Source organism: Nocardia sp. CA-135953 (assembly GCF_050955735.1).
Taxonomy (GTDB): Bacteria; Actinomycetota; Actinomycetes; order Mycobacteriales; family Mycobacteriaceae; genus Nocardia.
In genome coordinates, this window is sequence record NZ_CP192082.1 from 1,258,743 (window position 1) to 1,283,917 (window position 25,175).

The 25,175-nt window shown below is 66.6% G+C and carries 26 protein-coding genes; 10 read left to right on the plus strand and 16 right to left on the minus strand.

Annotation, left to right across the window (positions count from 1 at the left end):
- Positions 1-95 precede the first annotated feature (95 nt).
- Positions 96-749, plus strand: coding sequence for a TetR/AcrR family transcriptional regulator (locus tag ACQPXH_RS05660; RefSeq protein ID WP_433601267.1), 654 nt, complete (start codon positions 96-98; stop codon positions 747-749).
- A 117-nt stretch (positions 750-866) separates the two neighbouring features.
- Here the strand turns inward: ACQPXH_RS05660 and ACQPXH_RS05665 are convergent, their stop codons facing one another.
- The 7 genes from ACQPXH_RS05665 to ACQPXH_RS05695 form a co-directional block, all read right to left on the minus strand.
- Positions 867-2,291, minus strand: coding sequence for a TerD family protein (locus ACQPXH_RS05665; RefSeq protein ID WP_433603319.1), 1,425 nt, complete (start codon positions 2,289-2,291; stop codon positions 867-869).
- Positions 2,292-2,354: 63 nt separating this feature from the next.
- Positions 2,355-2,885 (minus strand): hypothetical protein, encoded by a 531-nt coding sequence (locus ACQPXH_RS05670; RefSeq protein WP_433601268.1) that lies wholly within the window; start codon positions 2,883-2,885, stop codon positions 2,355-2,357.
- A gap of 79 nt (positions 2,886-2,964) precedes the next feature.
- Positions 2,965-3,765 carry a family 1 encapsulin nanocompartment shell protein gene (locus ACQPXH_RS05675; protein ID WP_063036943.1) on the minus strand — a complete coding sequence of 267 codons (801 nt, stop codon included), beginning with the start codon at positions 3,763-3,765 and terminating at the stop codon, positions 2,965-2,967.
- The gene (locus ACQPXH_RS05680) at positions 3,762-4,790 is read right to left on the minus strand and encodes a Dyp-type peroxidase (protein ID WP_433601269.1); all 1,029 of its coding nucleotides are present in this window, start codon (positions 4,788-4,790) and stop codon (positions 3,762-3,764) included. Before ACQPXH_RS05680 ends, ACQPXH_RS05675 begins: the two co-directional genes overlap by 4 nt.
- A gap of 60 nt (positions 4,791-4,850) precedes the next feature.
- Entirely contained in the window at positions 4,851-5,177 is a 327-nt protein-coding gene (locus tag ACQPXH_RS05685) for a cupin domain-containing protein (RefSeq protein WP_040695490.1), read from the minus strand.
- Between the two features lie 153 nt (positions 5,178-5,330).
- Positions 5,331-5,879 carry a dihydrofolate reductase gene (locus tag ACQPXH_RS05690; RefSeq protein WP_433601270.1) on the minus strand — a complete coding sequence of 183 codons (549 nt, stop codon included), beginning with the start codon at positions 5,877-5,879 and terminating at the stop codon, positions 5,331-5,333.
- The gene (locus tag ACQPXH_RS05695; RefSeq protein WP_433601271.1) at positions 5,876-6,682 is read right to left on the minus strand and encodes a thymidylate synthase; all 807 of its coding nucleotides are present in this window, start codon (positions 6,680-6,682) and stop codon (positions 5,876-5,878) included. Before ACQPXH_RS05695 ends, ACQPXH_RS05690 begins: the two co-directional genes overlap by 4 nt.
- 42 nt (positions 6,683-6,724) lie before the next feature.
- Between ACQPXH_RS05695 and cobF the strand changes: the two genes are divergently transcribed.
- Positions 6,725-7,465, plus strand: coding sequence for a precorrin-6A synthase (deacetylating) (gene cobF / locus ACQPXH_RS05700; RefSeq protein ID WP_433601272.1), 741 nt, complete (start codon positions 6,725-6,727; stop codon positions 7,463-7,465).
- Here cobF and ACQPXH_RS05705 read toward each other — a convergent pair.
- Positions 7,441-8,409 carry an Lrp/AsnC family transcriptional regulator gene (locus ACQPXH_RS05705; protein WP_433601273.1) on the minus strand — a complete coding sequence of 323 codons (969 nt, stop codon included), beginning with the start codon at positions 8,407-8,409 and terminating at the stop codon, positions 7,441-7,443. The genes cobF and ACQPXH_RS05705 overlap by 25 nt on opposite strands.
- A gap of 135 nt (positions 8,410-8,544) precedes the next feature.
- Between ACQPXH_RS05705 and ACQPXH_RS05710 the strand changes: the two genes are divergently transcribed.
- Entirely contained in the window at positions 8,545-9,408 is an 864-nt protein-coding gene (locus tag ACQPXH_RS05710) for an NAD(P)H-binding protein (protein WP_433601274.1), read from the plus strand.
- Between the two features lie 202 nt (positions 9,409-9,610).
- Entirely contained in the window at positions 9,611-10,480 is an 870-nt protein-coding gene (locus ACQPXH_RS05715) for an Fpg/Nei family DNA glycosylase (protein WP_433601275.1), read from the plus strand.
- Position 10,481: 1 nt separating this feature from the next.
- Here ACQPXH_RS05715 and ACQPXH_RS05720 read toward each other — a convergent pair whose 3' ends face one another.
- The 4 genes from ACQPXH_RS05720 to ACQPXH_RS05735 form a co-directional block, all read right to left on the minus strand.
- Positions 10,482-11,987: a carboxylesterase/lipase family protein gene (locus ACQPXH_RS05720; protein WP_433601276.1), complete on the minus strand. Its 1,506-nt coding sequence runs from the start codon at positions 11,985-11,987 to the stop codon at positions 10,482-10,484.
- Positions 11,988-12,001: 14 nt separating this feature from the next.
- A complete protein-coding gene (locus ACQPXH_RS05725; protein WP_433601277.1) occupies positions 12,002-13,432 on the minus strand; it encodes a dihydrolipoyl dehydrogenase family protein in 1,431 nt (476 codons plus the stop codon).
- A complete protein-coding gene (locus ACQPXH_RS05730; protein WP_433601278.1) occupies positions 13,429-13,674 on the minus strand; it encodes a DUF2630 family protein in 246 nt (81 codons plus the stop codon). Before ACQPXH_RS05730 ends, ACQPXH_RS05725 begins: the two co-directional genes overlap by 4 nt.
- 505 nt (positions 13,675-14,179) lie before the next feature.
- Positions 14,180-15,598: a PLP-dependent aminotransferase family protein gene (locus tag ACQPXH_RS05735; RefSeq protein ID WP_433601279.1), complete on the minus strand. Its 1,419-nt coding sequence runs from the start codon at positions 15,596-15,598 to the stop codon at positions 14,180-14,182.
- A gap of 126 nt (positions 15,599-15,724) precedes the next feature.
- Here ACQPXH_RS05735 and ACQPXH_RS05740 point away from each other — a divergent pair, with 126 nt between their 5' ends.
- Complete coding sequence (locus ACQPXH_RS05740) at positions 15,725-16,357, plus strand: pyridoxamine 5'-phosphate oxidase family protein (RefSeq protein WP_433601280.1); 633 nt, start codon at positions 15,725-15,727, stop codon at positions 16,355-16,357.
- Positions 16,358-16,429: 72 nt separating this feature from the next.
- On the opposite strand, the gene ACQPXH_RS05745 is transcribed toward ACQPXH_RS05740, so the two are convergent.
- From ACQPXH_RS05745 to ACQPXH_RS05760, 4 genes are all read right to left on the minus strand, one after another.
- The gene (locus ACQPXH_RS05745) at positions 16,430-17,371 is read right to left on the minus strand and encodes a sigma-70 family RNA polymerase sigma factor (protein WP_433601281.1); all 942 of its coding nucleotides are present in this window, start codon (positions 17,369-17,371) and stop codon (positions 16,430-16,432) included.
- A gap of 10 nt (positions 17,372-17,381) precedes the next feature.
- Positions 17,382-18,572, minus strand: coding sequence for an NAD(P)/FAD-dependent oxidoreductase (locus ACQPXH_RS05750; protein ID WP_433601282.1), 1,191 nt, complete (start codon positions 18,570-18,572; stop codon positions 17,382-17,384).
- Positions 18,573-18,804: 232 nt separating this feature from the next.
- Positions 18,805-20,355 carry a hypothetical protein gene (locus tag ACQPXH_RS05755; RefSeq protein ID WP_433601283.1) on the minus strand — a complete coding sequence of 517 codons (1,551 nt, stop codon included), beginning with the start codon at positions 20,353-20,355 and terminating at the stop codon, positions 18,805-18,807.
- Positions 20,356-20,357: 2 nt separating this feature from the next.
- On the minus strand, positions 20,358-21,131 hold the full coding sequence (locus ACQPXH_RS05760) for a crotonase/enoyl-CoA hydratase family protein (RefSeq protein WP_433601284.1): 774 nt from the start codon (positions 21,129-21,131) through the stop codon (positions 20,358-20,360).
- 54 nt (positions 21,132-21,185) lie between these two features.
- Here ACQPXH_RS05760 and ACQPXH_RS05765 point away from each other — a divergent pair, with 54 nt between their 5' ends.
- The 5 genes from ACQPXH_RS05765 (at position 21,186) to ACQPXH_RS05785 (ending at position 25,173) form a co-directional block, all read left to right on the plus strand.
- Positions 21,186-21,815, plus strand: coding sequence for a TetR/AcrR family transcriptional regulator (locus tag ACQPXH_RS05765; RefSeq protein ID WP_433601285.1), 630 nt, complete (start codon positions 21,186-21,188; stop codon positions 21,813-21,815).
- Positions 21,802-23,421, plus strand: a complete 1,620-nt coding sequence (locus tag ACQPXH_RS05770; RefSeq protein ID WP_433601286.1) for an acyl-CoA dehydrogenase family protein — start codon at positions 21,802-21,804, stop codon at positions 23,419-23,421. The genes ACQPXH_RS05765 and ACQPXH_RS05770 overlap by 14 nt, the downstream gene beginning before the upstream one ends.
- 161 nt (positions 23,422-23,582) lie before the next feature.
- Positions 23,583-23,765, plus strand: a complete 183-nt coding sequence (locus ACQPXH_RS05775; protein ID WP_433601287.1) for a hypothetical protein — start codon at positions 23,583-23,585, stop codon at positions 23,763-23,765.
- 222 nt (positions 23,766-23,987) lie between these two features.
- Positions 23,988-24,668, plus strand: a complete 681-nt coding sequence (locus tag ACQPXH_RS05780) for a nucleoside/nucleotide kinase family protein (protein ID WP_433601288.1) — start codon at positions 23,988-23,990, stop codon at positions 24,666-24,668.
- Between the two features lie 82 nt (positions 24,669-24,750).
- Positions 24,751-25,173 (plus strand): SRPBCC family protein, encoded by a 423-nt coding sequence (locus ACQPXH_RS05785; RefSeq protein WP_433524767.1) that lies wholly within the window; start codon positions 24,751-24,753, stop codon positions 25,171-25,173.
- The last annotated feature ends 2 nt before the right edge of the window (positions 25,174-25,175 follow it).

The following is a 25,175-nucleotide window of genomic DNA, read 5'->3' on the forward strand; positions in this document are numbered from 1 at the left end:
AACCTCACGACTGGGCAATCGCGCCGGAAACAGCAGACCGGTGTGATCGCTATGGCGGCGGTCGGCCGGATCGGACGCGGTGTCAGAATGGCGTCGTGGCAAATCTCGGTCCCGGCCGTCCCCGTCTCGACCAGCGCCCCCGGCGCGGTCGGACGCCACGCGCGGAGATCCTCGACGCCGCCGGAGAATTGTTCACCACCAATGGTTACGCCAATACCTCCACGCGGACGGTCGCCGATGCGGTCGGTATCCGGCAGGCCTCGCTCTACCACCACTTCGCGTCCAAGGACGACATCCTCGACGCACTGCTCGCCGAAACCATCGCAGGCCCCTTGGATCTCGCCGAACGCATACGTGAGGTGCCGAAGCCCGCGCACACCCGGTTGTACGCGCTGGCCTGGTTCGACGTGCGCCAGCTGTGCGCGGCGCATTGGAATCTCGGTGCGCTCTACCTACTTCCGGAATTACGCACCGAACGCTTCGCCGCCTTTCGATTGCGCCGCGACGAATTGCGCAGGCACTACGAGACTTTGGCCGCGGCGGTCGCTGCCGAGGCAGGCGTGCCTGGGGCCGAGGCCCTGCCGTTCCGGCTCGTGGAGACGGTGATCAACATCCGCTCCGACGAGGGCAGCGCACCCGCCCACGCCGAACGCACCATTCCCGACGCGATCATGCGCATGCTCGGCTGGCGCGGCGATCTGGACGGCCTCCGCGCCGATGCCACCGAACTTCTCCAGCGTTTGGCCTGAACCGCCCGCACGTCACGACTTTCCGTCGACCGCCACCCATTCCATCCCTCAGCCATGGACCGGGTCGACGCTCTGGTCGAGGAAGATCGACGGACCGGTCGGCCGCGGCAGGCGACCCTAGCCCTTACCGCGTGTGGCTTTGAATTCGAAACCCCAGTTGTACATGCGCGCGATTTCGCGCACACCGCCGCCCGGATGCCCCGAGGGCGGCCGGACGAAGGTGCCGTCGCGACGAACGATCAACTCGCCGTTGACATTCTCGATATGGGCGAGGATCACATCGCGCGAGTTGTCCTGGCAGCCACCGATGATCATTTCGATCGGCGGCGAGTTCAGCGGATACAGCGTCGCGGTGGACTGCACGCCCTGGAAGTTGTTCGCACCCTCGTAGATCGAGGCGAAGACCAGAATCCGGCGAAACTGCGCGGTGTAGTCGAGATTGATATCGAGATTCTCACCGGTCGCGCTGCTGCCGGTCCGGTCGTCCTGATCGAGCCGGATGAACGGCGGGCGATCCAGCGCGCCGAACGAACGGTCCAGGGCACGAACGGATCCGATCCGGCCGTCGGCCAGTTCGAAGAAACAGCACAGATCGAGGTCGAGGGCGTTGGCGCGCTTGCGGCCGAACAGACCACCGCCGCCGGTCTGGGCGGTGACCCAATTCAGGTTGACCCGCATGGTGCCCGAGGTCGCACCGTGCTTGGTCAGCGAGACCGTCGGCGCGTCCTTCGTCAGCGAAACCTTGCTGAGATCGACCGGCGCGCCGGAAGCGCCAGCAGTTGGGGCGAATTGGTTGGACGCGGTCGGCGGCGCATAAGGCTGCGATGGTTGGTTCGGCGGCGCATAAGGCTGCGGCGTTTGGTTCGGTGGAACAGGGTTCTGCGCGTAGGACTGCGGTGTCGGGCTCGCCGGATACGGCTGCGCCGGATTCGGCGGATATCCGGGCGGATACTGCGGAGATGTCGCGGAATGCTGCGCCGGCGAAGGTGTGTGCTGTTGTGGTGCAGGCGGCGTCTGCCCAGCCCCAGGATCATCAACCGAAATCCCGAAATCGGTAGCCAGCCCGGCCAACCCGGTCGCATACCCCTGACCAACCGCCCGGAACTTCCACGCCCCCTGCCGTCGATACAACTCCCCGAGCACGAACGCGGTCTCGGTACTCGCCCCCGTGCTGTCGAATCGCGCAGCCTCCGCGCCGCTCACCGCATCGAGCACCCGCACATAAAGCCCTTGGAACTGCCCGAATGTGCCACCATCCGCGGATGCCGCGATCACAATCGTGTCGATCTGCGATTCGACCTGCGCCAGATTCACCGACAACGTGTCGATGACCGTCGGTCCCGGGCGCTTCCCTTCGTGCCGCACCGCGCCGGACGGATGACTCGGCTGGTTGTAGAAGACGAAGTCGTTATCCGACCGCACCTTCCCGGAGACGAGTAACAGCGCGGACGCATCCGCATCCGGAACCCCTGGACCTGACTGCCACCCCAGCTCGACGCGGACTGAAGACATCGGCACCGCAACATTGGCGCCCTTCATCATCGACACATCTGCCAAGGTATACGACCCGGGTGCGCCCTGTCTCGGTCACCGCGGCCTCGGCGATCAGCGGGCGGGCGGCGCGATCTGCCAATGTTGTTGCAGCGCACCGGCGATCTCCGGCAGCACCGTGACCGGCACGCGCTTGCGTCGCAACATGGCCCGAATCTCGTTGACCTGTTCGCGTTTGCGCATGTCGTACGCCCCGGCGACGGGCCGCCGCACCGGCGGGATGGACAGCAGTACCAGTTCGCCGTGCCGTTCGTCGCCGCCGATCAGATCCAGTGCCAGCGACCAGCGGGCCCGCTCGTCGAGTGCGAACCGTCCGGCCACCACCCGCTCCCAGTCGATACTGGATTCCCGCCAGGGCGTGCGCTGGTAGATCGCCCCTTCGGTGAGCACGACGACATCGCGCCCGAACAGCGCGACCAGCAGCGCGATTCCGGCGACCGCACCGGCGAGCAGACCGGTGAAGATCCGGTTGACCCCGAATCCGGTCACGATCGCACCGCAAACCAGCACGGTGACCGCGATCCCGAGCATCCCGTACAGCATTGCCCGCCCGGTCGGAACCACACCCGCGCGCACCATCGTCATCTCGACCCTCCTGCATACCGCACCTCAACCTAGTCGGTCGGTTTGCTGCCGGCTTCCCGATGCGGGCGGGTCCCAGATATCAGGACGCCAGTGCGACGGCCGCCTCGCCGGTGTAGACGAGGAACTGCAGACTCTGCTGGAAGTAGAGCTGCACCGATTGCGCGTCATGGGTCTGGTAGCCGATGGACAAGTCCTGGCCCAGTTGCAGATCGAAATCGCCGCCGCGCGTGGTCAGTACGAACGCACCATCGATGGCCGGGGCCCAGATGATCTCGCCCTCCGGGATGAGGCGTTCGATATGGGTGCGGATCGGGTGACCGTGATCGGAGGTCTCGCTGACCGCCGTGTACAGGTCAGCGCTCAACAGCACCGAATACGGACCGTCGACGCCCGCCAACCGCAGTGCGCTCAGTGCCTGCGCGACGGACTCCGGCACCAGTCGCGGATCGCTGGGCAGCGTAATCGGCGAATTGGACGAACTCGCCCGAATACCGGTGATATTCGCGGCCTGATAGCCCTCGAAAATGGCCCGGTCCTCGGCGAACGCGATCTTGCGCGCGGCCTCTTTCACCGCATCCAGATCGGTGTCCTGCGCACCGCGCTCGACATCGTCGAGCTCCTCGCGCGACAACGTGAACGGCACCCGCAATTCGACCAGCGGCGCGACCACTCGCTGCCGAGCCTGCACTCCCTCATCCGGTGCGGTGATGACGGTAGTGCGGCCGAGGCCGACCGCGGAGTAGTCGGTGCCGTGCGGCCCGGACAGGTCGACCACCCGGCGACCGGCGATATGACGCTTGAAGGTGCGCGTCGCCTCTTGCTCGATGGCTGTCCATGCCTCGGCGGTGATCGGCGCGAGTTCGCGATGGAGGTTGTTCATGATTGCATGCTCCTTTTCAACGTGCCGATACCCAGAGAACCGTTACCGCCAACGCGATTCGGCGATAAAGATTCCGCGAGCGCTGTCGTGGCGACCTCGGGTGCGTCGGGGAGGTCGTCGAAGAAGTCGAGGGGCGGTGCGAAGAACAACGTGCCGGTCACCGCGATGGAGAAGTCAAGGATCCGGTCATAGGCCGCCTCCTCCGTTCCGATGAACATTCGGGTGAGCATGGTTTCGGTGATGCTCGGCGTGGCCGCGTAGGCGACGTAATAGGTGCCGAATTCGCCGTCCTTGACGCTGCCGAAGGGCATATTGGCGCGCAGGATCTTTCGCTCGGTGCCGTCGTCGTCGGTGACAGTGTTCACCGCGACATGCGAATTCGCGGGCTTGTCCGCATCGGAGAGCTCGAAATCGTCGAGTTTGGTGCGTCCGATCACCCGCTCCTGCTCCTCGATCGACAGTGCCCGCCATTCCGCCATGGGGTGCAGGTACTTCTGCACGATGACATAACTGCCGCCCGTGAAGTCCGGATCCTCATCGCCGACGAAGGCCGCGCTGAAGGCCGCCGAGCCCTCCGGGTTCTCCGTGCCGTCCACGAAGCCGAGTAGATCGCGCTGTTCGAAATACCGGAACCCGACGGTCTGATCGACGATGGTGACCGCGCCGTCGAGCCGGTCACCGATCGTCATCGCCAATTCGAAGCAGGCGTCCTGGAATTCGGATTTGATGTGGAAGAGCAGATCGCCCGGCGTGGTCGGCGCGCTGTGGTGCTCGCCGACGAATTCGGGCAGCACATGCAGTTCGGCCGGTCGTGGACCCGCGAAGAGGCGATCCCACGCCTCGGACCCGATCGACGCGACGCAGGTGAGCCCGGCGCCGGGCAGCCGGAAGCCGACCGAACGACGTAACCCGGGGAGATCGGCGAGCAGGTCGCGCACCGCCGCTTCGCCACCCTCGTCGATTGTGGCGACGAGGAAGATGGCGGCCGGTGTGAGCGGTTCGAGGATCGGCTGCGGCTCACCCATGCGCTCCACCCTAGAGGGCGGCCCCGACAAACCGGCCACGCGGTGCGGCCCCGTCGGCTCCTACTTGGCCACTGTCAGCAGGAATGCGACATCGTCCACGGCCTTGACGCTGTGCCGTGCCTTGGGCACGACCAGCAGGTCGCCGGCCGACCCTTTCCACTCGTTGGTGCCGCTGATCAAGGTCAGTGTGCCGCTGAGCACCAGCAGCGTGGACTCGCCTGCATTATCGTGTTCGGCCAGGCTCTGTCCCGCCGACAGACCGACCACGGTCTGCCGCAGCGCATTGGCATGACCGCCGTAGATGGTTTGCGAACTGCGCCCGCTCGTGGCGGTGCTGGCCAACTTGAGCTGTTGGCGCGCGACCGCAGTCAGCGATTTCTTGTCCATGGACCACCTTCCGCAGATGCAATCAGCCGGATCAGGGCTGGTGACACGGGCTGATATCCAGGAGTATGCCCGAATGGCGGGGGACGTGTGTCCGGTTTGGTCGCTGTGGCGGCATGCGGCGTGTTCGCTGCCGATCGGTGCTCGAAAGTCGAACTACTTGCGGGTGTAGCGACGAATCCGGAAACGCAGGCCGGTCTTCGATTCGTGCCACGGGTCCGTATCGTCGGCGTGCCATTCGGGCCCGATGGTGGGTGCGTAGGCGTCGCCATCGACGGCGGCATCCACCTCGGTGACGAGCAGGTCGGTCGCGAAAACCATGGCGGCTCGGTAGATTTCGCCGCCGCCGATGATCCAGACGTCCTCCGGCGCGGTCACGGCCATAGCTTCGGACAGCGATGCGGCGCGTTCGGCACCCGTCCCCGACCAGTCCGGCCGCCGGGTCACCACGATATTGCGGCGACCGTCGAGCGGGCGGAATCGAGGCGGCAGGGAATCCCAGGTGCGCCGGCCCATGATGACCGGATGCCCTACGGTGACGGCCTTGAAATTCGCCATATCCTCGGGCACACGCCAGGGGATGGTGTTCTCGAAGCCGATCACCCCGTCCGGAGTCTGCGCCCAGATCAGACCGATGGTGCGGTCGCGCCCTCCCGTAGCCCGACCACCACCCACCACCGAATCGCTGTGCGATGCCGCATTCATACGGCAACCGGCGCCTTGATCGCCGGATGGTGTTGGTAGCCGACCACTTCCACATCTTCGTAGACGTAATCGAACAGCGTGGGCGCGGGCCGCAGGTTCAATGTAGGGAACGGGTAGGGCTGCCTGGTCAGCTGCTCGGTGACCTGCTCGACATGGTTGTCGTAGATATGGCAGTCCCCGCCGGTCCAGATGAATTCACCGGGTTCCAGCTCGGTCTGCTGTGCGACCATGTGCGTGAGCAGGGCATAGCTGGCGATATTGAACGGCACGCCGAGGAAAAGGTCCGCGCTGCGCTGGTAGAGCTGGCAGGACAGCTTTCCGTCGGCCACATAGAACTGGAAGAACGCGTGGCACGGCGCCAATGCCATCTTGTCGAGGTCGGCCACATTCCACGCCGAGACGATGATGCGCCGGGAATCCGGATTGGTGCGCAGGGTGTGCAGTACTTCGGCGATCTGGTCGATGTGGGTGCCGTTGGGGGTGGGCCATGATCGCCACTGCACGCCGTAGATCGGGCCGAGTTCGCCGTGGCGATCCGCCCATTCGTCCCAGATGGAGACGCCGTGTTCGCGCAGCCAGGCCACATTCGAATCGCCGCGCAGGAACCAGAGCAATTCGTAGACGATCGACTTCAGATGCACCTTTTTGGTGGTGATCAGCGGAAAGCCCGCGGCGAGGTCGTAGCGCAGCTGATGGCCGAAGACGCTGCGGGTGCCGGTGCCGGTGCGATCCGCCTTCGCGGTGCCGGACTCCAGGACCAAGCGCAGCAGGTCCTCGTACTGGGTATCAGCATTGTTGGCCACGCCTGGCGAGCTTACCCATGTCGTGCCTGGCAAGCTCGAGCCATGCGCAAGCTCTACGTGATCGGCATCGGTGCCGGGGATCCGGACCAGGTGACGGTCCAGGCGATCAAGGCAATGCGGCAGGTCGAAGTGTTCTTCGTGATCGGCAAAGGGGCCGAGAAACAGGAACTGGTCGACGTGCGCACGTCGATCCTCACCGAACACCTCGATCGCCCGTATCGCATCGTGGAGATCGCCGATCCGCCGCGTGACCGGGATCCCGCCGACTACCAGGGCGTTGTCGAGGATTGGCACGATCGCCGTTCGGCGCTGCTGGAGCATGAGTTCGTGCAGGTCGACGGTGTCGGCGGCATCCTCGTCTGGGGCGATCCCTCGCTCTACGACAGCACGCTGCGCATGATCGAGCGGGTGCTCGCTCGGGGCGCGGAGAGCTTCGATTACGAGGTGATTCCTGGCGTCACCAGCGTGCAGGCCTTGGCCGCTCGGCATCGGATGGTGCTGCATCGCATCGGCGAGCCGGTGCACATCACCACCGGGCGTCGGTTGCGCGAGGACGGACTCAGCGGCTCGACCCTGGTGATGCTGGACGGTGACTGTTCGTTCAAGGAGGTGCCCGGCGACGACGTGCACATCTGGTGGGGCGCGTATCTGGGGATGCCCGACGAGACGTTGATCGAAGGACCGCTGCGTACGGTCGAGCGGGAGATCGTCGAGCGGCGCACTCGGTTACGTGCCGAAAAGGGTTGGATCATGGACGTCTATCTCCTGCGTCCGGGCTCCTGATGCGCGACGGCCTTCACGGTCGCGAGGACGGGTGTGGTCTCCAAGGTGTGAATGGCCTCGAATGCGCCGAGGCGTTGGACGAGGTAGTGGTGTAAGGCCTCCGGGTCCGAGCACATGGCTTGGGCGACAAGGTTTGTCGGGCCGGTGGTGGCGGCGACGAAGGCCAATTCCTCGTGCTCGGACAATGCGGTCGCGACGCGATCGAGCTGCGACGGTGCCACCGACATCCACAGCAGCGCTTGGGTGGTGGCGCCGAAGCGCGTGTCGTCGAGTTCGACATCGAAGAAGATCGCCTGTGCCGCTTGTAGTTCCGTGAGCCGTCGAGTGACGGTGGCCGGTGACCAGCCGGTCGCCGTGGCGAGCTGGGACAAGGTAGCTCGGCCGTCTTGTTGCAGGGCGTTCAGTAGCGCGACATCGGTGTCTGCGAGGCCACGCCGGGGTGTGGGCCCGGATTGGTTCGGCTCCAGTTGTTTTCGTTGTTGTTCGCTCAGTGCGGTGATGTGGCCGCGCCATGCGGTAGGTCCGCCGAGATAGGTGTGCAGAACGTAGTGCGCGGAGACGGCGGTAATGCCCGCGGCACGGGGGAGGTCCCGCAGCAGTATCGAGCGAGCGGTGTCACCGCGCGGAATATTCACTACCAGAAGGATTTCCGTGCCGCCGGAGATGAGTTTGACCCATGACGTGTCGGGGCGGCGAGCCAGCGAATTCGCTAGGTTCTGGCCGCTGGCCGTCGTAGTGGTGAGGCGCACCAGCCACTGGGTATGTGCGGCGTGGCTCGGATCCGCGAGGCCGACCACCCGCAGTCCGGCGGTGGCGCGTAAGCGTTGGTAGCGGCGGGTGACGGTCTGGGTCGAGACGTCCAGGACCGCCGCGATCTTGCTGAACGGTGCGCGGCCATCGATGTGCATGGCATGGATCAGGCCGCGGTCAACGTCATCGAGCATGGAAATATCTTTCACATTTGCGCTTGATATGGAAAGTATTCGCTGATCTTCGTTTGTTGATGGTGCATTTCCGCGCGTCTGCCGAAGGTGGACTTTGCCTCGGGCTGCTCGGCCCGGCAGACGAAGGAGAAGTCGATGATTCTGGTGACCGGAGCGACCGGAACTGTAGGCCGCGAGTTGGTCGGCCAGCTGCTGGCGCAGGGTGTTCCGATGCGGGCGGTGACCCGGCGGCCCGAACTCGCCGGACTACCCGACGGCATCGAGGTGGTACGCGCGGACCTGGGCGATCCCGATAGCCTCACCGATGCGTTGCGTGGTGTCGATCGGGTGTTCTTGTTGTCCAGCGGCCCCGAAATCCCGACGCACGACGCGAATCTCGCGCAAGCCGCAGCCCGTGCGGGCGTTCGGCACATCGTCAAGATGTCATCCGGCCGCACCGGTGACGACACCGCGACCGATCCGATTCCCACCTGGCACCGCGCCGGAGAACAGGCGGTCCGCGACAGCGGAGTCCCGTGGACCATGGTGCGCCCCTTGGGGTTCATGGCAAACGCGCTGCACTGGGCTGGTTCGATTCGCGATCACGGAGCGGTCTACGCCCCGTTCGGCCAGGGGCGCATTGCCGTAGTCGACCCGCACGACATCGCCGCCGTCGCCGCTGCGGCGCTCACCACCGACAGCCACGAGGGCAAGATCTACCCCCTGAGCGGCCCGCAGCCACTGTCCCCCGGCGAGCAAACCGAAATCCTCGCGGACGTACTGGGCCGCCCACTGCGCTACGTCGAAGTGGAACCCGCCGCCGCCCGCCAGTCGATCATCGACCACGGCGTCCCCGACGAGGTAGCCGACGCGATCATGGCCTTGCGCGCTACAGCCCTGGAAGCGTTCACCTCGGTAGTACACCCCACCGTCGAGCGCATCACCGGAACCCCACCCCGGACTTTCCGCACCTGGGCCGAGAACCACCGCCCCCACTTCGTCCCCGCGACCGCTGCCTAGCGCCGCTCTTCTTGCTGCTAGCAGTCGCGCGCTGGCCCTCGCGTAGCGAACTAAGCGTCGCTCGTCGCTCGCTGCCCGGCGTCGAGCGCCCGGCGATCAAGATCAGGTGGAATCTGTGGAGGCATCGCGAGAAGCCCTCGCCACCATGTCCACCTGATCTTGATCCGTCCGTGTGTCGGTGGGGCCGGGTAACCTGAGGGTCGTGCCCGAGCTACCGGAAGTGGAGGCGTTGGCGCAGTTCCTGCGTGAGCACGCGGTCGGCGCTGTGGTGGGGCGTGTCGATGTGGCGGCCTTGAGTGCGGTCAAGACGTTCGATCCGCCGGTTACGGCGCTGTCCGGGCGCGATGTGTCCGGGGCGGGGCGGTGGGGGAAATTCCTCGGGATGGAGTGCGACGGGCTCTGGTTGATCACCCATCTGTCGCGCGGCGGGTGGTTGCGATGGATCGATGAGCCGAGCCGGACACCACCCAAACCGGGCGGCAAGAGCCCGCTCGCGCTGCGGGTGAACTTCTTCACCCAGGAGGGCATGACGCCCGCATTCGACCTGACCGAGGCGGGCACCAAGAAGCGGCTCGCGGTGTACATCGTCGACGATCCGAAACTCGTGCCCGGCATCTCGCGCCTCGGCCCGGACGCACTCGAGGTGACCGAGGAGCAATTCGGCGAAATCCTGCACGGCGCATCGCAGCGCATCAAGACCGCGATCGTCGACCAGACGCTGCTCGCCGGAATCGGCAACGCATACTCCGACGAGATCCTGCACACCGCCGAGATCTCACCCTTCGCCAACACCAAAACCATGTCGGCGGAGACCATTTCGGTGCTGTACGAGGCGATGCGTTCGGTGCTCGCCGACGCCGTGCAGCGCTCGGTCGGCCAGGACGCCGCCCGCCTCAAGGGCGAAAAGCGTTCCGGCATGCGGGTACACGCCCGCACCGGCCTGCCCTGCCCGGTCTGCGGCGACACCGTCCGTGAGGTCGCATACGCCGAGCGTTCCTTCCAGTACTGCCCGACCTGCCAGACCGGTGGAAAGGTGCTCGCGGACCGCCGCATGTCGCGCCTGCTGAAGTAGATCAGATCAACGTAGGCACCCGGATGCCTTGCCAGGCAATACGTTTGGCCTTGTCCGGATCATTCTCCAGCCGGGTGACCTCATCGATGATCAGCGTTGTGCGCCGGTCCTCGGTATAGGCGGGCCACGAGGGGAGTGGCCGCCCGGTCCGCGCGAATGCGAGCCAATGGTCCTGGAACCGCCGAGTGACCGACTGCATCCCGCGCCGCCCGCCCGCCGCCGTGAAGGCCCGGCCGACCAGCGAATTGGCGGCACCGAAGACCGGAATCAGCTCCGTGGCATGGGTCGCGCCGATCCCCGCCAAACGCAGTGCGCGCGGGGCGAAGTCGTAACGGTAGGAATAGGTCGGTGCGTAGCGACTGTGACCAGCCGCCACGGTGACAGACGGCCGCCAGAACACATAATCCCCACCGGCACGAACGGCGACCTTCGCAGCCGGATAGCCCGGATAGGCTGCTACGACACGGGATTCGAGTTCCGAACCACCGTCACGGGTGAGCAGGGCATGCAAGCGTCCCGGAGTGGTCGGCAGTTCGTCGGCGAACTTCGCGAACAATGTGCCCTCATCGCGATTGGTACCGATGATGAGCGGAACCTTGTGTGCGGCACCGCTGGTAATCGCATCGATCGGGGACTGCGGCAGGTAGTCGTCGTCCACGACCGGCGCGATCGGGAACAATCCGGGCCGCTCCCGCAGCACCGTATTGCTGGTTTTGTCGACCGCGTGCCGAATGTCGTTGGCACCGGCGGTGATCAGTGCCTCAGCCGCGGTATCGGGTGTCGCGCCGAGCGCTTCTATGCATCGGCGAGCGAAAGCACGACCATCTTCGGCACCCATACCCCAATCGGCGGGCGGACTCTGTGCGATGCCGCGATGGAACAGCCCCTTCGCCGCGGGCGTGGCCAGTAGGGAGAGCACCGCATGGGCACCGGCGGATTCGCCGAAAATGGTGACATTGCCGGGATCTCCGCCGAACGCTGCGATATTGCGCTGCACCCACTCCAGCGCCGCGACCTGATCGCGCAGTCCGAGGTTGCTGTCGAAAGCTCGCTCGGGCGTGCTGAATTCACCGAAATCGACATAGCCGAACGCACCGAGTCGGTAGTTCAGCGACACCACGATCACATCGCCGCCGACCACCAGTCGCGCACCGGAATACAGCCCGAGCGCCGAGGTGCCGATCAGATATCCGCCGCCGTGAATGAACACCATGACCGGCCGGGGTGTCGACGATGGTTCGACGGGTGCGACGACATTGAGTGTCAGAGCGTCTTCACTGGTCGGCTGATACCGGCGCGGCCCGATCCTGGCACCGGACCGATGCTGCGTCGCGGCGAACCCGAATGCGGTGGCCTCGCGGACACCGGTCCATGGCGTCACCGGCTGCGGTGCGCGAAATCGCAGGTCGCCGACCGGTGGGGCGGCATAGGGCAGGGAGCGCCAGCGCAGGACGCGACGGCCGCGGTAACCGCGGACAACTCCCTCGGCGGTCGTGATATCGGACATCTTTCCGATGGTAACTACGAGCGGCGGGCCTCCAACAGACGCAACCAGAGCTCGCTCACCGTCGGATAGGCTGGCACTGCGTGCCAGAGCGTCGCCAGTGGCACCTTGCCGACCACGGCGACGGTCGCCGCGTGGATCAGCTCGCCGACCTCCGGTCCGACGAAAGTGGCTCCGAGCAGCGTGTCGGTGGCGGTATCGATAACGATCTTCGCCCGCCCCGCGTAATCGTCGCGTGCGAGCGCCGATCCGGCGACCGCGATATCGAGCTCCACGGTTTCCACCGCATATCCGGCTTTACGCGCCGCCGCCTCGGTCTGCCCGACCGACGCGACTTCCGGGGCGGTGAATACCACCTGCGGCACCTGCCCGTGGTCGGCCGTCGCCGCGTATCGCGCATCCGCCAGCGCGCGCCCCTCGGCCCGCGCGGCAATGACATCACCACACACCCTGGCGTGGTACTTCCCCATATGTGTCAGCGCCGCCCGGTGATTCACATCGCCGACCGCATAAAGCCAGTCGCCGTCGACGCCGCGCACCGTCAACCGGTCGTCCACCTCGACATAGCCGTCCGTCAGCCCGACCGAGCCCAGTCCGAGCTCCGCCGTCGCCGGTCCGCGCCCGGCGGCGACCAAGATCTCGTCGGCCTCGATCTCGCCTTCGTCGGTCTCGACGGTCACTACACCGCCGTGAATCCAGCCCTCGCCGGAGTCCTTCGCATCGGCGCGCACCACCCGTGTGGGTCGGGTGCCGAACAGAACCCGAACCCCGGCATCGGACAGCGCAGCAGCAACGCGTTCCCCCGCGAACGGTTCGGCATTGCCCAGCAACGCATTGCCGCGGACAAGCATGGTGATCTCACTCGCGCCGAGCGCGGCAAGCCAGGTAGCGGCCTCACACGCGACCACACCACCGCCGATGATCACCACCCGGCGCGGAATTTCGTGCAGATTGGTCGCATCCCGGGAAATCCACGGCAGCGCATCGCGCAATCCGGGCACATCGGGAACCGCGGCCTTGGTGCCGGTGGCCAGCACCACCGCGTGCCGGGCGCGCAGCTGTCGGCCGCCGACCTCGACCAGTCGCTCACCCGCGAGCCGTCCCGTCCCGCGGATCACCTCGATGCGATTGTCATTGGCCCAGTCGACCTGCGAGCTGTCGTCGTGCTTGTGCGTGAAGGCATCGCGCCGCTTCAACACCGCGTCGACATCGAGCCCGCTCGCGGTGATTCCGGCCATCGCCTTGGCGCCGGACAGCACGTGAGCCGGTCGCAGCAGCGCCTTACTCGGCATACATGCCCAATACGAACATTCACCGCCGACAAGTTCCCGTTCCACGATCACGGCGGTGCGCTCGCTGCCCGCGATGGCGTAGGCGGCGGCGTTCTCGCCCGCCGGCCCACCACCGATCACGATGACGTCGTATTCGGCGGCGGAATCGGAGGTCACTGGAGATAACCCTCGACCTGACGGGCCGGATTCTCCTGCGCCTCCTCGGGCGTGGCCCCGGCGTCGATGCGCGCACGGCGCTGCCGCAGCAGATCCCAGGCCTGATCGAGCATTACTTCGAGTGCGGCGAGCTGCTGCCGCTCAGCTACCGGATCGACCGCACCCGCCGTCGCCCTTGACCGCAAATCATGCTCGCGGTCGACCAGATTTTTGATACGCGCCAGGATGTCCTGTTCGGTCATGGGGACCATGCTACGACCGCGTCGGCGCGGTCACGGTCCTTCGGGAATCGGCCCGGGGCTGATCGGCGCCGGAGCGGCGGGTTCCGCAACATATTTCCGCTCGGGAGGGCGTCCAACGCGGCGTGCTGGATCGTCAGAAGCCCTGCGGTTCGTCGCCACGTCCATGTCACGCTCGAAGTGCATGGCTCCGGTCAAGTCGCGATCGCCCAACTGTGCCGTGCGTTGCGGTGTCGTCTGCGGCCGACGGCTGCCACTTCGTGCCATATCGCCACCACCGCCGACGGATTCGACCGCCCGGGTTGGGAGGTGGTTCATCGACCGCACGGGCGCGATCGCCGCCATCGGAGACGGACTCGGCCGGGTGTGCAAGGCGGAGTATTCCAGCAGTTCAGGGTGGAGCAGGTTCATGCAAGAGTCGTTGGTCAACGATCCCCGGGTTCGCGATGAGTACGCCCGGCGGCTACTGTGTGTGGTTCGCGCCGAGGACGCACCGACCACCAGATGGCTAGGTATGCAACGTTGGGCGCTCGGGCCGCGTAAGGCATTCTCCAGCAATCGGAATCGCGGTGCGCAGCTCGGTCCAGGTCAGTGCCGTGTAGCCGAGGGCGATGCCGAAGGTGTGCGGGCCGACTGCCGATGCGAGTGGATGTTGTTGCGCCACAAGGTGATGGCGGGACAGTCCGTCCAGCGCCACACCGCGTGTTCGGCCCGCGGCCACGGCACGGCGTTCGGCTTCGGCCGAATCCAGTGGCACTACTACGTGTGAACCGGCATCGTCGCCGAGTACTTCGAGTCCGCGGCGGCGAAGCTCGTCCACCACCAGGGTTCGGCGTGGGGGTACTGCGCGGCGCAGGCGGCGCAGGTGTCTGGCGAGATCGCCGTGCTCTGCGAATGCGGCGAGTACTCGCTGCCCCGCGGGGCTCGGGCCGGTGCCGGTTCGTTCGCGGTGCGCGACAACGGCTTCGGTGATATCCGGGGCAGCGACAAGCCAGCCGATCCCCAAAGTTGGCGAGAGGATCTTGCTCGTGGTGCCGAGATGGATGACGACGTCCGGAGCCATTGCGGCCAGCAGCGGCAAAGGAGCGGTGTCGTAACGTAATTCGCCATCGTAGTCGTCCTCGATGATGAGTAGCCCAGCGCGCCTGGCGAATTCGACGAGTTGGACGCGCCGTGCGGCTTGCATGCGCGTGCCGAGTGGAAATTGATGTGCCGGAGTGCAATACACGGCCTTTATGCCGTGGGGCAGTCGGTCGACTCGCAGGCCGTCGGTATCGATCGGCACCGGCAGCACCCGGACACCGGCGGCGACGAATGCACCCGCGGCACGCTGATAGCCCGGATCTTCCATGGCAATGGCGTCGCCGGGCCGCAGTAGGGCGGCCGCGAGTTCGCCTACGGCCGAACTGGTTCCGGCCGTAGCGAGCACCACGGACTTGCTACCCGCACCGAGGCCGCGGTGGCGCAGCAGGTGTTCGGCGATGGCCGCGCGGTATTCCGGTTCGCCGCCGCGATTCTTGCGGATGATGGGGGAGTCGTCGGCGGCCGCGCGCCAGGCGCGTCGCCAGGCCGCCTGGTCGAGGGCCTCGATGCACGGCGCACCTGGCCCGAGATCCAGGAGGTCCGGCGCGTGCTCGGCGGTGCTGTGTGTGCTCGGTCGTGCGGGCGGTTCGGCGGGGGCGGTGGTCAGGTAGGTGCCCGAGCCGCGCCGACCCGCGATCCAGCCCTCGGCGTGCAGTTGGTCGTAGGCCGCGGCGACCACCGTGCGGCTCACGCCGAGGCGCTGGGCCAGCGCTCGCGACGAGGGAAGTCGATCATCCGCGCGCAGGAGTCCGTTGCTCGCCGCGGCGCGCAAGCCCTCCGCGACTTGAACCGATAATGGCTGCTCAGCATCGCGGTCGAGGACGAGCGGAAGTTCATCCAGCATCGCGTACCTCCCGAATTGGGCTGTTCGAATTTCCATGAATTGGCTATTTCAGAATGCCACTTCGGGCTCCACGCTAGAGGCATGACGAACTCTCGGCCGCGGCTTTCGCCTACCCCACGTACCACCTTGACACGTTCCAAGGAGCGTGGCCGGACGGACCGTGCCGAACTGGACGCGGTCCTCGACGCGGGCCTGGTCTGCCACCTCGGCGTGCTGCTCGGCGACAGTCCGGTGGTGCTCCCGACCGTCTACGGCCGCGACGGCGACACGCTGTACCTGCACGGCTCGACCGGAGCCGGAAACCTGCGGGCCGCACTGACCGGCGATATCTCCATCGCCGTCACCCTGGTCGACGGCATCGTCTACGCCCGCTCGGCCATGCACTTCTCCGCCAACTTCCGCTCGGCCGTAGTGCGCGGCCGCGCCGTCGAACTCATCGATCCCGACGAGCGCATGCACGCGCTGCGGGTCATCGTCGAACATTCCGCCCCGGGTGCGTGGGATCGCGTGCGGCAGCCGAACAAAAAGGAAATGGCCGCCACCATGGTCCTCTCGCTCGACCTGACCGAGGCATCGGTGAAGGTCCGAACCGGCGGCCCGAAGGACGATGCCGCCGATATCGAAACCGGCGGCGTCTGGGCAGGTGTCCTGCCCATGCGTCAGGTTTGGGACGCCCCGATCTCCTCGGACGATCTGGAGCCGGGCATCGAGGTACCACAGGACGTACTCGATCGAACCGATATCGTCCCCGCCCGTTGACCCAACCGGCTCAGTGAAGTCGGCGCGGACCGGAATCGACGATGAACGTGAGATTGATTGTCGGACAGTCGGTTACCACGATTCGATCAGCGGGATGTCGTGCTTGTGCCGCTGCCATTCCGCGGTGAGGCGACCGAGTCGGTCCGGGGAGGCGATGCCGCGCACGCCTGCGATCTTGTCGTCACGGATCTCCAGGATCACGACGCCCAGGACCCGGTCGTCGAGGGTGGCGAGCATGGCCGGGCAGCCGTTGACCACGACGGCATGGATCGAGGGCGAGCCACCGGCGAGTCTTCGCTTGGCCGGAGTCGGTTTGAAGCCCGCCCGCACCGCTCTCGCGATCCGCTCCGGGGTCGAGTACCGGATCAGCTTCTCGGCGAGCCCCAGCCCGGCGCCATCGGAGATGCCGGTCGCATCGTCGGTCAGCAGCGCCACCAGCCGTTCGGTCCGGCCCGAGGAGGCGGCATCGACGAACGCCTCGACGATTCGGCGCGCCGAGGCACGGTCGATGTCATTGCCGTTGCCGGCGGCGGCAATTCGACGCCGCGCGCGGTGGATGTGTTGCTGACTCCCGGACTCGGTGATGCCGAGAACCTCGGCTATCTCGGCGTGGCTGTACGCGAAGGCCTCGCGCAGTACGTAAGCGGCCCGTTCGACCGGCGACAGCCGCTCCATGAGGGTCAGCACCGCCAGGGTCACCGATTCGCGCTGCTCGACGGTGTCGGCCGGGCCGAGCATCGGGTCGCCGTCGAGGAGCGGTTCGGGCATCCAGGTGCCGACCGCGCGTTCGCGCCGCACCTTCGCCGAACGGAGCCGGTCGAGCGCCAGGTTGGTGACGATCTTGGTCAGCCATGCCTCGGGCACCTCGACGTACCCCCGGTCGGTGGCCTGCCACCGCAGGAACGCGTCCTGCACCGTGTCCTCGGCGTCGGCGGCCGAGCCGAGCAGACGGTAGGCGAGCGAGGCCAGTCGATTCCGGCTGGCCTCGAAACGCGCCACGGTGGCAGTGTCCATGAGCGCGACTCTATGCGGCGACCACGTCGCGCGAGTGCGCTCCGGTGGTGGCCAAGCGGTACCTGTGACTCGGCATTCCGAAGGTCGGGTGGCTCAGGCTCCAAGCGGAAGTGTCCAGGATTGCCTTCTTGACGCGCGCGGCCGTGCGGCCGCACAGGGCCCACGACTTCGATCGCGCGTCACCGTCGACCAGCTGGAAGATCGCGTCCTCGCGGCCGAGGCTGATGTGGTTGCCGACATACGACAGCGGCGTCGTCGAGATCTTGCGCCCGGTCAGGTCTCCGATGATCGCGGCAGTCGCCTGCATGCTGGTGAATCCCGCGGAAGCACACGACATCGGCAACGGCCGACCGTTCTCGCCGATGACGAAGGCGCTGTCACCGGCAACGTAGACATCCGGGTGCGAGACCGACCGCATCTGACGGTCGACCGAGATCTGGCCGTTGGCTTCCACCTCGAGGCCGCTGGCGGCGGCAATCGGATGGACCGCGAAGCCGGCGGCCCACACGGTCGCGTCGGAATCGAAAACGGTGCCGTCGGCGGCGAGTGCCGCCGCCTCCTCGACGCGCTCGATGGTGGTGTGCTCATGGACCGTGATACCGAACCGGTCGAAGGTACGCAGCAGGTGACGGCGGGCCTTCGTGCCCAGCCAGCCGCCCAGTTCGCCGCTGGTGGCGAGGCTGACCCGAAGTCCCGGACGGGATTCGGCGAGCTCGGTGGCGGCCTCGATCGCGGTCAGATTGCCCCCGACTACCAGCACCTGCCCGTCCTCGCCCAGCTCGTCCAGGCGTGCGCGCAGCCGCAGCGCGGACGGCCGCGCGGCCACGTGGAAGGCATGCTTTTCGACGCCAGGGACGCCGTGGTCGGCGGCGGTGCTGCCGAGCGCGTAGAGCAGGGTGTCGTATTCGAGCCGGTCGATGCCCTCGCCGTCGGCGAGTGTGACAGTCCGGTGCTCGACGTCGACGTTGGTCACCCGCGCCAGCCGTAACCGGATGCCGGTGCCCGCGAACACCTCCGTCAGCGGCCGGTGGCGCAGATCCTGCCCGGCGGCGAGCTGATGCAGGCGCAGCCGCTCCACGAAATCGGGTTCGGCGTTGACGACGGTGATCTCGAAGTCGTCGCGGTGGAGTTGGCGCGCCAGGTATCCGGCGGAGAAGGCTCCGGCGTATCCGGCCCCGAGGACGACGATGCGGTGCTTCATGATTCGCTCCTAATCAGGTTCGCGTGTTTCCTGAACGAGACAGCCCCCGAATTCCTGACAGCACTATTCAGTGACGTGGATCACCCCGAGAATCGCTCAGCGGAACTCCATTCCGAACCACGCCGGCCCGAGCAGGTTCTCGACCGCATCGACGAAACCGGTCAAGACATGCCTGGTCTCGCATACAACTCGATGACCGTCGAGGACTACCCTCTGGTGACCGCCGCGGCGGTCACCAGAGGGTGATCGGGATGCCGACGGAGGTTGCGGATTCGTTGGCGAGGGTGCGGAGGGTTTCGGAGGTCTCGATGTGGGCGGGGTCGAGGCTGACGACGGCGAGGGTATAGGTGTCGGCGATGCGGCAGAGATAGCCGGATAGGCGGGTGCGGGGGAGGAGGTCCGCGGTGAGGCCGGGATGGATGGCTCGGGCGGCGACGCCGGTGCAGCGATGTGGGCCGAGGGTGCGCAGGGAGTCGGGGAGCGTTCCGATGTTGGAGCACAGGATGTCTCGTTCACCGGCGCCCCTGGACAAGGCGTAGGCCCAGCGATCCGGCATAACCTGCAGCAGTTCCTCCGGCATCCCGCCGGGGCTGGACATGCGCCGCTCGTAGGCGATTCGGGCCTTCTCGCGAATCGCGGCCGGAGTGTCGGTGCGCCCGATGGTGATCTCGGTCATCGCGAGGTCATTGTCGACGCGCGGCTCGTCGCGGGTGTCGACCGGAAGGCTGGCATCGATCGTCTCGCCGGGAAATCCACTGGCCCACAACATCTTCGCGATCAGGGCGATGAACAGGCTATTGGCCGTACCGCCTCGCGCCGCAGCCGCCGACTCCCAGTCGGCCTCGGGGCACTGCAGTACGACGCTGAGGGCCGGCGCGCTCGCAGCCCCTACGCGTCCAGCGACCGACCCGCGTCGACGGGTCGATACCCGGTGTCCGCGAGCAGATGCCGTCTGGGCGGGACGTTCGGGGATTCCGCGACGAAGCGCGCGAAACGTGCCGCGCACAACGATCGACCATTGCCGCCGAGCATCGGACCAATCCGATGCCGCAGCTCGGGTTCCCCGGCCCAGCGAGGCATTCGCGCGCGCGGCGGACCGGTTTGGCTCCCATGTAGTGGATGTCGACGCAGGTCTCGACATCGTCATCGAGCCGCCCGCATCAGATCGGCCCGGCCGCGTCGGATAAGCAAACTCGTCGGCGGGCCGGTCGGTATCCGACTTTTCATCTGGCCCAGTGGATTTCGTTGACATCGCGCCGATCGTCGACGGCGCCGAATTCATACCTGACCCGGTATCCGGGGAACGCATAGCCGGCACCGACGACGTGGTCAGGCTCGGGCCGCCGAGCGCATCATCGACCGCGAGTACAAGCGCTCTCCCGTCGGCAAGCGCATGCGAACAGGTCAGCGACACGATCGATCCGCCGTCATCCAGGTCGGCGGTCGACAATCGCCAACCCGGACCATATTCGGGATCGAGATTCGCGCCCTGCCCATCGGCCCACTCGAGCAGATCCCGGGTAGCGATGGTGCCGTCGGTGAACTCGAGCCGATACGCCCGAGTGTTCGCCCGCCAACCGCGACGCGCACCGGGGACCGAAGGCCGAATCACTCTGCGCCCCAACGGCCCGACCCGCAGCGCCGCGTGCACCTGCCGCAGTAACTCAGGATCGACGCGATCGGCCGTGCGCCACAAACCCTGGAGCGCGATCGGGGTGCCGAGCCCGCGATGCGTGCGCAGGAAGATCTCGTCGACGACGCTCAACCGTTGGGCGGCAGCCATTGTCAGGAGCGCACTCCGTGACGGCCCGCACCGGCGGCGAACCGTTGCGCGCCGTCCAGGGCTCCGTCGGCCAGCGCCTTCAGGCCGTGTCGGTACTCGTTGAGCAGTGCGGCCTCTTCGTCCATACCGTCCTGCTCCAGCAGCGACATGCGGTCCGAGCGCAGGCAGGTCTGCGGCAGTGCGGCCAGTTCGGCGGCGAGTTGTTCAGCGGCACTGCGGGATTCACCATTCGGCACCACCCGATTGATCAGCCCGATCTGCAATGCCTCCGTCGCGGCGACGGCACGACCGGTGAGCACCATATCCATCGCGCGCCCGGTGCCGATGATGCGCGGCAACCGAATCGTGCCGCCATCGATCAGCGGCACACCCCAGCGGCGACAGAACACGCCGAAGGTGCTGTCCTGCTCGGCAACTCGCATATCGCACCACAGCGCCAACTCCAGTCCGCCCGCGACCGCGTATCCGGAAATCGCGGCGATCACCGGTTTGGACAGCCGCATTCGGGTCGGACCCATGGGACCGTCACCGTCCTCGGTGACTCGATTGGAGCGCTCGGTGCCGAGCGCCTTCAGGTCCGCGCCCGCGCAGAAGGTGCCGCCGTCGCCCCACAGCACGGCGACCGCCGCATCCGGATCGGCATCGAATTCGCGGAATGCGTCGACCAGGGCCGCGGCGGTCGGACCGTCGACGGCATTGCGTGCCTGGGGGCGGTGCAGGATCACCGTGGTCACGGGCCCGTTGCGTTCGATTCGCACAGTCACGAGGACGACCATACGCCGTCGGAAGTACCCTTGTGTGAAGAAATGAATTTGTGGTTCACTTCTTGTATGGCCTACCGCAGAACCCCTGCTGTGCAGGCCCGCCTCGATGCCAAGGCGGGCCTGATCGTGCAGGCAGCGACCAAGGTGCTGTCCCACGCGGGCTACGCCGGACTGTCCATGGCGGCCGTCGCCGCCGAGGCGGGCGTGGCCACCGGAACGGTCTACAAGAACTTCAGCGGCAAGGCCGACCTGGTGAGCGCGGTATTCCGGAAGGTGGTCGCGCACGAAGTGGCCGCAGTGGTTACCGCAAGCGCCTCGGGAACAGCCGTCGAGCGGGTGACCGCGGCAGTGGAAACCTTCGCGGGCCGGGCGCTGAAGAATCCGAAACTCGCCTACGTCCTGCTCGTCGAACCCGTCGATACCGTGGTCGATGCCGAGCGTCTGCGCTTCCGTCGCGCGTTTGCCGATGCCTTCGAATCCGCTGTCGCGGAGGGTGTTTCGCGCGGCGAAGTGCCCGCGCAGGATGCCAAGACCAGCGCGGCCGCGCTCGTCGGTGCGATCGGAGAGGTCCTTGTCGGCCCGCTGGCCGATGCCCCGCACAGCGAATCCGTTGTGCCCGAGCTCATCAGTTTCGCGTTACGCGCACTCGGTGCGCGCGATGAATCCGACTCAGGAGTGTCCGATGCCGACGCATGAAGTCTTCAACCAGGTTCCCGACATCGTGCCCTTCGATGTCGCGCAGAACCCGGCCCTGCTCGAGGGACTGCACCGCGAGGGCGCGGGCTGGGCCGAACCCGAAGTGCGTGAACTCGGCAGGCTCGCAGGCGGATTCGAAGCGCAGGGGTGGGGCCGCCTCGCCAACGAATACCCGCCCGTCCTGCATACGCACGACCGCTACGGCAATCGCATCGATGAGGTCGAATTCCATCCGTACTGGCACGAGCTGATGAAAGTCGCTGTCGCGCACGGACTCCACGGCTCGGCCTGGCTCGACGACCGGCCCGGCACTCATGCCGCCCGGGCGGCCAAGTTCTACACCTGGGGTGTCGCCGACGCCGGGCATATGTGTCCGATCTCGATGACCTACGCCGTCGTGCCCGCGTTGCGCCACAATGCCGAACTCGCGGCCAGGTACGAGCCGCTACTCGGTTCCCGCACATACGATTTCGGCCTGCGCGAACCGTCGACCAAGGCCGGTCTCATCGCGGGCATGTCGATGACCGAGAAGCAGGGCGGCTCCGATGTCCGCGCCAACACCACTACCGCAACACCGCAACCCGACGGCAGCTACCGCATCGTCGGCCACAAGTGGTTCACCTCGGCGCCCATGTCGGATATGTTCCTCACCCTGGCTCAGGCGCCCGGCGGTCTGTCCTGCTTCCTGCTGCCGCGCGTCCTTCCGGACGACACTCGCAACCCCATCCGGATCCAACGCCTCAAGGACAAGCTCGGCAACAAATCGAACGCGTCCTCGGAGATCGAATACGAGAACGCCACCGGCTGGCTGGTCGGCGCGGAAGGGGCCGGCGTCAAGACCATCATCGAAATGGTCAATATGACCCGCCTGGACTGCGTCATCGGCTCCGCCACCGGCATGCGCGTGGGCGCCGTCTACGCCGCGCATCACGCGCGGCACCGAGAAGCGTTCGGGGCCAAGCTGATCGATCAACCCGCGATGCGCAATGTGCTCGCCGACCTGGTGATCGAATCCGATGCTGCCACCACGGTCATGATGCGCCTGGCCGGTGCGACCGACCGTGCGAGCACCGACCCCGCTGAGGCCGCGCTGCGCCGAATCGCCCTGGCGGTCACCAAGTATTGGGTCTGCAAGCGTGCCCCCGCGCATGCGGCCGAGGCCCTGGAATGCTTCGGCGGTAATGGTTATGCCGAGGAATCCGGTATGCCGCGCCTCTACCGTGAGGCCCCGCTCATGTCCATCTGGGAAGGCTCCGGCAATGTGGCGGCGCTGGATGCCTTGCGCGCCATGGGCCGTCAGCCCGAAACGGTGGAGGCCTTCTTCAACGAAGTTTCGCCGGCCGCTGGCGCCGACCCGCGACTCGACGATGCCATCGCCCGCCTCGGCAGGGAACTGTCCGATCTCGACGAAATCGAATACCGCGCCCGCCGCGTCGTCGAACTCATGGCCCTGGTCCTACAGGGCGCGCAACTCGTCCGGCACGGCCACCCCGCAGTCGCCGACGCCTTCTGCGCCACCCGCCTCGGCGACGACTGGGGCATCGCCTTCGGCACCCTCCCCACCGGCGTGAACACCACCGACATCATCGCCCGCGCCCTCACCTGACCCGTTTGTTCGCGGGATTCGCACTCCTCGTCGGCACCTACGAAGGGTGCGAAATCTCGCGATCAGTGCGCGAGGACGGCAGGCTGGGCGCGGCACTGCCGGGATGAGACGCCGTTGTTGCGCCCGGCGGCAGCCTGCACATCCTCGATATCGGCGGCGAGGTGACCCCGGACGACGGCCTGATGCCCCGGCTGCTGCCGCACAACCACCATGCCCATGACAACCTCGGCGACGGCATCCCCCAACTCCTGCGCACCGTCGGCTTCGACTGCACCGTGGTGGCCTCCCAGCGCCACCGTCGCCTCGGCCGCGTCACCTTCTACCGCGGCACCCGCCCGAAGTAGCGCCGCGTCCAGCTGGCTTCTAGGCGTCGAGATCCGTCGAGCGCAGTCACATGGCGGTACTGCGGGGCGTGTCGTGCCGCGTTTCGACTGCGCTCCGCGAGCGAGCCGAACCTGATGTGCGGCAGCCTATACCGAAGTCCGGCAGCGACTTCGATAGCCGACTTGTATAGCCACGCGCCCAAATTCGCAGCGGACCGACTCATGCTGAGTACTGTGATTTCGATGACACGGACTTCCGTCGAAATGCCGTTGCGCTCGCTGGTCGAGCACCTTCGGATCCGGGCGGCGGGGTGCGCCCGACGGTACGTACTCGGCATCACCGGTCCGCCGGGTGCGGGTAAATCCACGCTCTCCAAGGCAATTCGCGATGACCTGAACAACCGATCCGGTGCCCGAATCGCCGAGATCGCGCCGATGGACGGTTTCCACCTGCCCAACGCCGTACTGCGCGCGACGGCGAATCTGGAGCGCAAGGGCGAACCGCACACCTTCGACGTGGCCGCCTTCCTGGAAACCCTGCGCCGCCTGCGCGATACCCCACTCGGCGAGCCGGTGCCGTGGCCGACCTTCGACCGGGCCATCGAGGAACCGACCCCGGCCGGTGTCGTCTTCGATCGGCAGGAGATCGCCATCACCGAGGGCAACTACCTGCTGCTGTCCGAGGGCGCCTGGTCGGGCGTTCGCGAATTCCTCGACGAGGTCTGGTACCTGGACGTGGCCCGCGAGGTGCTCGAACAACGCCTGCTGCGCCGCCACATTCGCGGCGGCCGCACCCCTGACGCCGCGAAAATCAAGGTGTACGACAGTGATCTACCCAATGCCGATCTGATCGCCGATACCAGGCACGGAGCCGACCTCGTCCTGCGTCAGCGCGGCGGCCGCTACTACGCCGCCGAGCGGTGATGTGCGCCGCGTCGCCGAATCACACTGGAGGTGACATGATCTCGCTCGACAAATCGTGTCGAGGCAGCCGGGAGCAAGCGGAATGTGGGAGTACGAATACAGCGCGGAGACTGCGGTCGCACCGGAGGCGCTGTGGCGGTGCTGGTCGGATGTGGAGTCCTGGCCCGAATGGAACGAGGGGCTCGACGAAATCGAAATCGACGGCCCGTTCGAGGTCGGCACTTCGTTCACCATGACGCTCCCCGGCGGCGATACCGTGCGCATGCGCCTGGTGGAAATCGAACCAGGCGAACTGTTCACCGATGAAATGGACGGTGGCGATTTCACCGTCGTCACCGAGCACCGCCTGGAGCCGGTGGGCGAGGGGTGGACCCGCGTCGTCTACCGGACCGAGATCATCGGCGACGCCGCCGATACCGTCGGCCCCGAAATCGGTCCGGAGATCACCGCCGACTTCCCGGATGTCGTCGCCGCCCTGATCAAGACGGCGCAGGCGCTGGGCTGAGG